Below are 12,120 nucleotides of genomic sequence, written 5' to 3'. Positions count from 1 at the left end.
AATAAAAGTTTTAGGAACACAATAATCTAGAAAGATAAGATTCTGTTTCATACAATTTCCATTCATAAATCATATACTCCTATGAAAACATTAATCTTTATCGAGACAATCTTTCTGCTTGTAATGACAAGTTGCGGAAGTGACAATGCATCGACTGATAGTTTTATAACAGTCGATGTAACCAAAAGCAGTTATTCACCTAAAAAAGAACTGGTTCTTCAGGACTTTATGGATGTGGAATATATTCCGTTGGAAACTAATGATGAGTTTATTAATCAGGGAGCAGTAGAGGCAATTGGTAAAAAATATATCATAGTGAAAAACTATGGTCGCGACGGTGATATTTTTGTGTATGATCGGAGCGGAAAAGCTATCCGTAAGATAAATCATAAAGGTCAAGGTGGAGAAGAATACATGTTTTGTAGCGGTATTACATTGGATGAAGAAAATAATGAAATATTAGTAGATGACCATATTATTAAAAAAGTATTAGTTTATGATTTGGAGGGGAATTTCAAACGAAGTTTTAAGCAGAAGCAAACAGGAGGAAGCCATAGCTATTGGAATGTATACAATTACGATAAAGACAATTTGATTTGTTATGATGAATTGAATAAAGATACACCATTCTTGATTGTATCCAAGCAGGATGGAAGTATAACTAAAGAGATTAAAGTTCCATTTAAAGAGAAAAAACTTCTTCTTCAAATTTTACAGCATGAAGAAGGAACAAAAGTGGTCGGGCCTGGAGAATATAGTAGAATTATTCCTTATAAGGATAACTGGATCTTGCTGGAACTTTCTTCAGACACGATTTATACTTTAATGACCGATTATAGTTTACGCCCATTTATAGCGAAAACACCACCAATCCATACCATGAACCCGGAATTTCATCTAATTCTAAGATTAGTTTCCGATCGTTATTATTTTATGGAAAATATAAAGAATGTCTTTGATTTTGGAAAGAAGGAAGGATTTCCGAGAACACACATTTTGTATGATACCCAAGAAAAGGAATTTTCCAGTTATGTTGTATACAACGGGGATTATTCATCTAAAAAAGAGTTACATATGTTTATGCTGAGTCCAATAAATTCCAGAGGTGGATTGTGTGCTACCTTAAATGCTTCAGATCTTTGTCAAGATTACGAGGATGGAAAGCTGAAAGGTAAACTGAAAGAAATAGCTGCGAAATTGAGTGAGGATGATAATGGGGTAATTATGTTAGTGAAACCGAAGAAGTGAAATATCAAAATGACACAATTATGAAAACATTGATTTATATCGAGACAATCCTTCTACTTGTAATGACAAGTTGCGGAAGTGACAATGCATCGACTGATGGTTTTATAACAGTTGATGTAACCAAAAGCAGTTATTCACCTAAAAAAGAACTGGTTCTTCAGGACTTTATGGATGTGGAATATATTCCGTTAGAAACAAACGATGAATTTGTTAATCATGGCAATGTACAAGCTGTTGGAGAAAAATACATAATAGTAACAAACTATAGAAATGACGGTGATATTTTTGTGTACAACCGGAAAGGGAAAGCCATCCGTAAGATAAACCGTAAAGGACAAGGAGCAGAAGAATATACTTACTGTAGTGGTGTTACATTGGATGAAGATAATAATGAAATGTTCATAGATGATCATTTTATTAAAAAAGTATTTGTTTATGATTTAGAGGGAAACTTTAAACGCAGTTTTAAACAGAAAAATGATGGAGGTAGTAGAAGCTATGATGACATATTCAATTTTGATAAAGAAAACCTAATTTGCTACGATGAATTGAATAATGAAATACCATTTTTACTTGTATCAAAACAAGACGGGAATATAACCAAAGAGATTAAAGTTCCATTTAAAGAGAAAAAATTATTTTTCCAAATTTTAAGACAAAAAGAAGGAACAAGAGCTGCCGGTCCTGGACTTTATAGCAGGATAATTCCTTATAATAACAATTGGATTCTGATAGAACCCTCTTCAGATACAATATACACATTAATGCCTGATTGTAGTTTGCGCCCATTTATTGCAAAAACTCCACCCGTTCATACCATGAATCCTGAATTTTACCAGATCTTAAGGTTGATTTCCGATCGTTATTATTTCATGGAAAGCGTAAAGAATGTGTACGACTTTAGAAAAAGAGAAGGGTTCCCGAGAACGTATTTTATGTATGATACCCAAGAAAAGGATTTTTTCAGTTACATCATATACAATGGAGACTATTCCTATAAAAAGGAATTATATATGATTATGTTCATTCCCATAAATGCCAAAGGCGAATTATGGGCTACCATCGATGCTTTTGAACTTTGCAGGGATTATGAAAAAGGAAAGTTAAAAGGTAAACTGAAGGATATCGCCGCAAAATTGGGTGAAGATGATAACCGGGTGATTATGTTGGTGAAGCCGAAGAAGTGAAATATCAAAATGACACGCTTATGAAAACATTGATTTATATCGAGACAATCTTTCTGCTTGTAATGACAAGTTGCGGAAGTGACAATACATCGACTGATGGTTTTATAACAGTCGATGTAACCAAAAGCAGTTATTCACCTAAAAAAGAACTGGTTCTTCAGGACTTTATGGATGTGGAATATATTCCATTAGAAACAAACGATGAGTTTATTAACCATGGTTATGTACAAGCTATTGGCAAAAAATACATAATAGTAAGAAACTATAATAATGACGGTGATATTTTTGTATATGACCGCAAAGGTAAAGCCATCTGTAAAATAAACCGAAAAGGACAAGGTGGGGAAGAATACATATCTTGTAGAAGTGTTACACTGGATGAAGAGAACGAAGAACTATTTATAAATGATTTTTTGGCAAGAAAAATAACAGTTTATGACTTGAAAGGAAATTTTAAGCGGAGTTTTAAACAAAAGCAAGAAGGCGATACTCAGTTTTATTTGGATATCATCGATTACGATAAAGATAATCTGATTTGTTATGATGAATGTAATGCAGATATCCCGTTTTTACTTGTATCAAAGCAAGATGGAAGTATAACCAAAGAGATTATAACCCCATTTAAAGAGAAGAAACTCTTTCATCAGGTATTAAGATATGAAGGAGGAGCAAGAGGTGCAAATCCTGGGCTTTATAGCAGAATAATTCCTTATAATAACAATTGGATTCTGTTAGAACCTTCTTCAGATACGATCTATACTTTAATGCCCGACTTCAGTTTGCGTCCGTTTATAGCAAAGACACCGCCTGTTCATACCTTGGATCCGGAATTATTCCTGATTTTAAGGCTAATTTCCGATCGTTATTATTTCATGGAAAGCGTAAAGAATGTGTACGACTTTAGAAAAGAAGAAGGATTTCCGAGAACGTATTTTATGTATGATACCCAGGAAAAGGATTTTTTCAGTTACATCATATACAATGGCGATTATTCCTATAAAAGGGAATTATATATGGTTATGTTCACTCCTATAAATGCCAAAGGTGAATTATGGGCTACAATCGATGCTTTCGATCTCTGCAAAGATTATAAAGAAGGAAAGTTAAAAGGTAAACTGAAGGATATCGCCGCAAAATTGGGTGAAGATGATAACCGGTTGATTATGTTAGTGAAACCGAAGAAGTGAAATATCAAAATGACACGATTATGAAAACATTGATTTATATCGAGACAATCCTTCTGCTTGTAATGACAAGTTGCGGAAGTGACAATGCATCGACTGATGGTTTTATAACAGTTGATGTAACCAAAAGCAGTTATTCACCTAAAAAAGAACTGGTTCTTCAGGACTTTATGGATGTGGAATACATTCCGTTGGAAACTAACGATGAGTTTATTAACCAAGGGTATGTACAGGCTGTTGGAGAAAAATATATAATAGTCTCAAATTATAGGAAGGACGGTGATATTTTTGTGTATAACCGGAACGGAAAAGCCATCCGTAAGATAAACCATAAAGGACAAGGAGGAAAAGAGTATATATCTTTTAGAACTATTACATTAGATGAAGAAAATAATGAATTATTTGTAAACGATCACTATGCAAAAAAAATAGTAGTTTATGACTTGGAGGGGAATTTTAAACGAAGTTTTAAACAGAACGATAAAGGGAAATCTTTGTTTTATTGGGAAATATTCAATTATGATAAAGAGAATTTAATTTGCTATGATGAATTGAATGAAGAGATACCATTTTTACTTATATCAAAACAAGACGGAAGTATAACCAAAGAGATTAAAGTTCCATTTAAAGAGAAAAAAGTATTTATCCAACTTTTAAAGTATGAAGGAGGTATAAGAACTGCCGGACCTGGAAATTATAGTAGAATAACTCCCTTTAAGGGCAATTGGATTCTGTTGGAACCTTCTTCAGATACAATTTACACATTAATGCCTGATTGTAGTTTGCACCCATTTATTGCAAAAACTCCACCCGTTCATACCATGAATCCGGAATTTTACCTGATTTTGAAGTTGGTTTCCGATCGTTATTATTTCATGGAAAGCATCAAGAATGTGTATGATTTCAAGAAAGAAGAAGGTTTCCCTAAGACTTACTTTGTGTATGATACCCAAGAAAAGGATTTTTTCAGTTACATCATATACAATGGCGATTATTCCTATAAAAGGGAATTATATATGGTTATGTTCACCCCTATAAATGCCAAAGGCGAATTATGGGCTACCATCGATGCTTTTGAACTTTGCAGGGATTATGAAAAAGGAAAGTTAAAAGGTAAACTGAAAGATATCGCTGCAAAATTGGGTGAAGATGATAACCGGGTGATTATGTTGGTGAAGCCGAAGAAGTGAAATATCAAAATGACACGCTTATGAAAACAAAAGTATTTTTCCTCGTTTGTATGCTTCTGTTGGCAGGAAGCCAAGGAATGCAATCACAGTCTGGTAGTTTGCCGGTAGTTGATGATAGTTTTTTACGAACGTGTGAAATAAAAACTAAGGTAAAATCAGTTCTAACCATTTCTAATTCTTATTTCAATAACGAACATCAACGTTTTTGGTGCGTTCTCGCACGTTTTTTGTGCAGAATCGCACGATGTTGATTCTATCATTTTTCTATATATGTCTATTATATAACAGGTTATGAATTTGGCATGATATTTGAATTGTACTTGTTAGAATTTGAATTTAACTGAAGTCCTATTGAAATATTCATTTATCAAATAAAAATATCAGATTATGAAAAATCTAATGTTATTAAAACTCGCTTGTTGCAGTATTATTCTAGGTTTGTCGGCTTGTACTGAATCTAAAAATGCAGGGAAAACAAATATACCAGAAGTAGATGTTCGTAGTGCAATAGATCATCCGGAAGGTATTTCATTGAAGGGGAAAATAGAAAATCCGCAATTTGTCATATTAAAGGAAACAGACGATGAAGAATCATTGGTTGATGGTATTAATGATTATGCAGTAACAAGTAAGTATATTTATGTTTTACCTGTTCGAGAGTCGCGGATTGTATTGTTCGATCGAGAAGGAAATTTCATACGGACGTTGATCAAAGAAGGACAAGGGCCCAATGAATTTGCAGGACCATTGGCTGGTATGCAAGTAGATGAGAAAAATAACCGGCTTTATTTGTTTGGAAGTAGTATATGGACTTTTACATTAGATGGAGAACCAGTAAAACGTATTAATAGTCCAATGCCGATGATGTACACCCGCATGATTGCACCAGATCGTTTTGCTGCTGTAGCTATGGGATTTATACCTTTTCAACAAGGCAGTTTCGGAATAGGAACATTCAAAGAATCAGGCGAACTATTATTCAATAAGAATAATTTTTATACACCATTAGTACCAGCCGAAAAAACTGGATTTACGGCCAATATTGCTTCTGCCCTTTCATTTGACAATCAATCCATTTTATTTAAGTCTGGAGCCAATGATACTGTCTTTCGGATAGGCATGGATACTATTTCTGTCGCTTGTATCTTAAAATTGGAAAATTCAGATCAGGAAATTATTCGGGGCTCTGATGTTACAGATTTTACAGATATGGGTGGTTTAAAAAGAGACGGACGGGAAATATTTGTTCAAGACATATTGGAAACTGGTACACATTTTTATTTCCGATGTCGTTATCAAGGCAATTATACCATCCTTTCCGTTGAAAAGAATAATGGAGAATTAGAAGTAGAGCATTGTCAACTACCTCTTCCTTTTAAAGAATTACCAACATTGGCTTCCTACAAATATGGTTTATCGGGTATGCGAGGCACTGGTTCATTCCCTGTTTGGGGTAGTATCTTTGGAAATGAACTTGTACAAGCTTTTACTCCAGCAGAATTATCAGTATATAAAGACAAAGGATTAATTGAGATTCCAAATGAATTAAAAGAAATAAAAGAAGAAGGGAATCCGGTCTTTGTATTCTATAAATTGAAATAGCGACTTGGAAAGAGGTGATTGAGTTTTATAAATTTCTCGCTTATGAAAACATTAATCTTTATCGAGACTATCCTTCTACTTGTAATGACAAGTTGCGGAAGTGACAATGCATCGACTGATGGTTTTATAACAGTCGATGTAACCAAAAGCAACTATTCACCTAAAAAAGAACTGGTTCTTCAGGACTTTATGGATGTGGAATATATTCCGATGGAAACAAACGATGAGTTTGTTAATCAAGGATATGTGAATGCTATAGGCGAAAAATACATAATAGTAACAAATTATCGGGAAGACGGTGATATTTTTGTGTATAATCGGAAAGGGAAAGCCATCCGTAAGATAAACCGTAAAGGACAAGGCGGGGAAGAATACATTTACTGTGGTGGTGTTACCTTGGATGAAGAAAATGAAGAACTGTTTATAAATGATAGCTATGCAAAAAAAATAAAAGTCTATGATTTGGAAGGAAATTTCAAACGAGCCCTTATTCAAAAAAGTGTGAACAATTCGTTTTATGTGGATATATTTGATTATGACAAGGAAAACTTGATTTGTTATGATAAGTTTAATTTTGAAATACCGTTCTTGCTTGTATCGAAACAAGATGGAAGCATAACGAAAGAGATTAAAGTTCCATTTAAAGAGAAGAAATTATTTTTTATAGTTATAAGAAAACCTGATGGAGTTGTAACAGCATCCGCAGGACCTGGACCGTATTGCAGTATATTTCCTTTAGGAAAGAATTGGCTCCTATTTGAGGCCTCTTCAGATACGATATACACATTAATGCCTGATTTGAGTTTACATCCTTTTATTGTACGAACACCGCCTATTCACACTATGGATCCGGAAATATATCCGGTTTTAAGGATGGTTTCCGATCGTTATTATTTCATGGAAAGCGTAAAGAATGTGTATGACTTTAGAAAAGATGAAGGATTTCCGAGGACTTATTTTGTGTATGATACCCAAGAAAAGGATTTTTTCAGTTACATCATATACAATGGCGATTATTCCTATAAAAAGGAATTATATATGGTTATGTTCGCTCCCATAAATGCCAAAGGCGAATTATGTGCTACCATCGATGCTTTCGATCTTGGAAAGGATTATAAAGAAGGAAAGTTAAAAGGCAAGCTAAAGGATATCGCTGCAAAATTGGGTGAAGATGATAACCGGGTGATTATGTTGGTGAAGCCGAAGAAGTGAAAAATATGGGTTGTCCGGATCTTGACGTTTAAGTGAAAAGGAAAGAACGTTGTCCAATAACTATTTGTATCGTCAATCCATATTCAACTGACAATAAACAAACTAACAATAATACTTAGAAGAAGAATGTCCATTTGCTTTTTTGTTTGCTGCAACTCTTTCCCCTATATTTGCTCAACCCGAAAAAATATTGGGGGAAGAATAGGACATTTCCAATAAAAATAAATACATTTGGAACAACTTAAATGATAACATCATGATGAACTACAAACTGTTGACAATCCCGCTGATGTTGCTATGTACTGCCTGCGGCAAAGAGAAGAAAGCGAGTGAACTGAATGAGACTTCCGTAGAGACAGTGCTCCCTTCTGAAACCAATGAAGTAACTGCTATTCCTTTGGTAAGATCAGAATTTCACCACGAACTGATCAGTAACGGAAAGATAGAAGCCCGCAACCAGGCGAAACTATATTTTGAATCGGCTGGCGCCATCGCCCGTATCTATGTCAAAAACGGAGAATCGGTGCGAAAAGGACAGAAACTGGCCGAGCTGGAACCGTTTCGGTTAAAGAACCAGCTGGACATTGCCACCGATGCCCTCGAGAAAGCCAAACTGGAGTTGCAAGATGTATTGATCGGACAAGGATATATGTTGGCAGACTCGGCACAAGTTCCCGCCAACATCCTGAAGCTGGCCAAGGTACAAAGTGGCTATGAACAAGCCTTGGCCTCGTATGAACTGGCCGAATACGAATGGAAACGGTCGGTGCTGACCGCTCCTTTCGACGGGATCGTTGCCAACCTGACGGCCAAAGCCTATAACCAGGCTTCCACATCCGAAGCCTTCTGTACCATTATCGACAACAGCCAGCTGGAAGCTTCGTTCTCTATCCTGGAAAATGAACTGCCACTTATCCAGAAAGGCGACCGCGTAGAAGTACAGCCTTTCGCGGTTTCCGGCCTGAAAGCCACCGGAAGCATTTCAGAGATCAATCCGCTGGTAGACGACAACGGCATGGTACAAGTAAAGGCGCTGGTAAACGGATCGGACAAGCTGTTTGAAGGCATGAACGTGCAAGTCAGCATCCACCGTTCGCTGCCCGACCAACTGGTGGTGCCCAAAGAAGCCATTGTGCTCCGTTCCGGCAAGCAGGTATTATTCACCCTAAAAGACAGCAAAGCCATGTGGGTATATGTACATACCGGACTGGAGAATGCGACCAGCTATACCTTGGTAGATGACGGCGAAGTAAAAGTAGGCGACTCTATCATCACCAGCGGCAACATCAACCTTGCCCACGAATCACCTGTCAAACTCATTGAATAACTGAAGATATGGTCCGCTTTCTGATACAACGTCCTATCGCGGTGCTGATGGCATTCACGGCCTGCTTCATCATCGGGCTGGTGACTTACTTCACCATTCCCGTATCGTTGTTGCCCGACATTGCCATCCCGGAAATCACTGTACAGGTTTCCGGCCAAAACACATCCGCCCGAGAACTGGAAAACACCTTGGTGAAACCCATCCGCCAGCAGCTTATGCAAGTGGCCGGCCTGAAAGACATCGAGAGTGAAACCCGCGACGGAAACGGAGTGATCCGCCTGAGCTTTGAGTTCGGTACCAATACCGACCTGGCTTTCATCGAAGTCAATGAAAAGATAGATGCTGCCATGAGTACGCTGCCCCGCGAAATGGAACGGCCGCGCGTAGTCAAGGCAAGTGCCACCGACATACCGGTCTTTTGTCTGAACCTGACCCTGAAAGGTCCGGACGACGAAACCGCCTTCCTCGACCTCTGCCAGTTCGCCGAGAACGTCATCAAACGTCGCATCGAACAATTGCCCGAAGTGGCCATGGTAGATGTGACCGGCGTCGTAGGCAGACAACTGCAAATCGTGCCGGACATGAACAAACTGGAGACATCGGGCATCACCTTGCAGGAGCTGGAAAGTGTATTAGCCAACAACAACATCGAACCGGGCAGTATGACCGTGCGCGACGGCTACTACGAATACAACATCAAGTTCTCTACCCTGCTGCGTACGCTCGACGACGTCCGTCAAATCTATCTGCGCAAGAACGGCCGTATTTTCCAGCTGAAAGACCTGGCCAAAGTGTCCATCGTACCGGAAAAGGAAACCGGCGTTTCCATGTCCGACGGGAAACGGGCGGTGACACTGGCCGTGATCAAGCAATCCGACGAAAGCATGGACCGGCTGAAAAACGCGCTGGGTGACGTGACGGAATACTTCGCCGCCGTCTATCCCGACATCAACTTCAGCATCACCCGCAACCAGACCGAACTGCTGGATTATACCATTTCCAACCTGAAGCAGAACCTCTCTCTCGGCTTCCTGTTTATCTGCATCGTAGCCGTGCTGTTCCTGGGAGACATCAAGAGTCCGCTGGTGATCGGATTGAGTATGGTTGTCAGTATCGTGACAAGCTTCTCGTTCTTCTACCTCTTCCACATGTCGCTCAACATCATTTCCCTCTCCGGCCTGATCCTGGCGTTGGGTATGATGATCGACAGTTCCATCATCGTAACGGAAAACATCGCCCAGTATCGCGGGCGTGGAGATTCACTGGAAGAAGCCTGCATCAAAGGGACATCGGAAGTCATCACGCCGATGCTGAGTTCAACCCTCACCACTATTGCCGTGTTCTTCCCGCTGGTATTCATGAGCGGTATTGCCGGAGCCATCTTCTACGACCAGGCATTCGCCGTGACCGTCGGTCTGCTGGTCTCCTACTTCACCGGTATCATGCTGTTGCCCGTCTTATACAAACTGGTATATAGCATTCCGGAGATCAACCATCCGCTCTTCAGCTTTAAGTTCAGCAGCCTGGTGAAAGAACATACACTCGACCGCTTCTACGATCGGGGCGTTGACTTTATCTTCAGCCACAAGAAAGCGACGTGGCTCGGGATTATCCTCACCTTCCCGCTTTGTGTCTATTTATTCTATGCCATCCCGAAAAGCCGGATGCCGGAGATCGACCAGAACGAACTCATCGTCCAACTGGAATGGAATGAAAACATCCACCTCGACGAGAACCGGAGCCGCATTGTTTCCCTGATGGAAGAAGCCGAGAAGATCGGAGCCCGCCACACAGCCTATATCGGACAACAGCAATTCCTGTTGAACACCGAGCGGGAACTCTCGGTCTCGGAAGCCGAATTGTACTTCAAGACAGAGACGACCGACCAGATCCAGCCGTTGCAGCAAGCCATCAGCCAGTGGATCGGCCGGCATTATCCGATGGCAGTCGTATCTTTCGCTCCGCCGGAAACCGTCTTTGAGAAACTCTTCGATACCGGAGAAGCCGACATCGTAGCCGAACTCTATAGCCGGAACAAGGAAGTCACGCCCGAAGCCGGACAAATCCAGGCTTTGGAGAAAGACATCGAGCAAGCCGGCGGCATGGCACCGGTGGGCGTTGCCTTCGACAACCAGCTGAATATCTCCATCGACAACCAGAAACTGTTGCTGTATCACGTGGATTATGCCGATGTGTACCGGGCATTGAAGACGGCATTCAAGGAGAACGAGATTGCCACGCTCCGTTCCTATCAGCAATACCTGCCCATTACACTGGTGGGCAACGATGCTTCGATCGAATCGGTATTGCAGCAGACCCTGATCCGGACGAATGCCTCTTCGGGCGACGGGAAAACGGAACAAGTCTCTTATGTTCCGCTGCGGACCTTGGTATCCGTCACACCCGGCGAAGACCTGAAGACCTTGACAGCCGGAAAGAACGGAGAATTCATCCCGTTCCGTTTCTATGACGTGGACAATGCGGAAGAACTGATGGCGAACATCCGTTCCGTAATCCGTTCGGACGAACACTATCAGGCAGACTGGGACTTGGACTTCACGGGAAGTTTCTTCTCCAACCAGCAGATGCTGAACGAGCTGGTAGTAATTCTGTTCATCTCCATCCTGCTGATGTACTTCATCCTGGCAGCCCAGTTCGAGAGCTTCCTGCAACCGCTGATCGTCCTGTCGGAAATCCCGATCGACGTAGCAGCTTCGTTGCTCGTCTTGTGGATCTGCGGCCATTCATTGAACCTGATGAGTGCGATCGGTATCGTAGTCACTTGCGGTATCATCATCAACGACTCCATCCTGAAGCTGGATGCCATCAACGAACTGCGCAAAGACGGCATGCCGCTGATAGAAGCCATCCACGAAGCCGGACGGCGCCGCCTGCGCCCCATCATCATGACTTCGCTGACAACGATCTTCGGTATGGTCCCGCTGCTCTTCTCATTCGACTTGGGCAGTGAGTTACAGAAACCTCTGTCGATTGCCATGATCGCCGCCATGCTGGTCGGAACGGCCGTCAGCCTGTTTGTCGTGCCGCTCGTTTACTGGTACATCTATCGAAAACAAACCCTTCCCGCCAAGCAGGAAGCCTAAAACATACAGACATCATGAAAACGAACATACATTTCTTTTGGATCGGGCTGTTGCTTCTCCTCACAC

The 12,120-nt window shown here is 40.4% G+C and carries 8 protein-coding genes; all 8 read left to right on the top strand.

Annotation, left to right across the window (positions count from 1 at the left end):
• The first annotated feature begins 81 nt into the window (after nt 1-81).
• The 8 genes from MUN53_RS03245 (at nt 82) to MUN53_RS03210 (ending at nt 12,054) form a co-directional block, all read left to right on the top strand.
• Complete coding sequence (locus tag MUN53_RS03245; protein ID WP_243323360.1) at nt 82-1,248, top strand: 6-bladed beta-propeller; 1,167 nt, start codon at nt 82-84, stop codon at nt 1,246-1,248.
• A 20-nt stretch (nt 1,249-1,268) separates the two neighbouring features.
• Complete coding sequence (locus tag MUN53_RS03240; RefSeq protein WP_243323359.1) at nt 1,269-2,435, top strand: 6-bladed beta-propeller; 1,167 nt, start codon at nt 1,269-1,271, stop codon at nt 2,433-2,435.
• 20 nt (nt 2,436-2,455) lie between these two features.
• On the top strand, nt 2,456-3,622 hold the full coding sequence (locus MUN53_RS03235; RefSeq protein WP_243323358.1) for a 6-bladed beta-propeller: 1,167 nt from the start codon (nt 2,456-2,458) through the stop codon (nt 3,620-3,622).
• Nucleotides 3,623-3,642: 20 nt separating this feature from the next.
• The gene (locus MUN53_RS03230; RefSeq protein ID WP_243323357.1) at nt 3,643-4,809 is read left to right on the top strand and encodes a 6-bladed beta-propeller; all 1,167 of its coding nucleotides are present in this window, start codon (nt 3,643-3,645) and stop codon (nt 4,807-4,809) included.
• 387 nt (nt 4,810-5,196) lie between these two features.
• The gene (locus tag MUN53_RS03225) at nt 5,197-6,411 is read left to right on the top strand and encodes a 6-bladed beta-propeller (protein WP_243323356.1); all 1,215 of its coding nucleotides are present in this window, start codon (nt 5,197-5,199) and stop codon (nt 6,409-6,411) included.
• Nucleotides 6,412-6,453: 42 nt separating this feature from the next.
• Nucleotides 6,454-7,623, top strand: a complete 1,170-nt coding sequence (locus MUN53_RS03220) for a 6-bladed beta-propeller (protein WP_243323355.1) — start codon at nt 6,454-6,456, stop codon at nt 7,621-7,623.
• Nucleotides 7,624-7,879: 256 nt separating this feature from the next.
• A complete protein-coding gene (locus MUN53_RS03215; RefSeq protein WP_243323353.1) occupies nt 7,880-8,950 on the top strand; it encodes an efflux RND transporter periplasmic adaptor subunit in 1,071 nt (356 codons plus the stop codon).
• Between the two features lie 8 nt (nt 8,951-8,958).
• A complete protein-coding gene (locus tag MUN53_RS03210; protein WP_243323352.1) occupies nt 8,959-12,054 on the top strand; it encodes an efflux RND transporter permease subunit in 3,096 nt (1,031 codons plus the stop codon).
• Nucleotides 12,055-12,120 lie beyond the last annotated feature (66 nt).

Source organism: Parabacteroides faecalis, from assembly GCF_022809355.1.
In the GTDB taxonomy this organism is placed as follows: domain Bacteria; phylum Bacteroidota; class Bacteroidia; order Bacteroidales; family Tannerellaceae; genus Parabacteroides; species Parabacteroides faecalis.
This window is presented reverse-complemented; position numbering and strand designations above follow the sequence as displayed.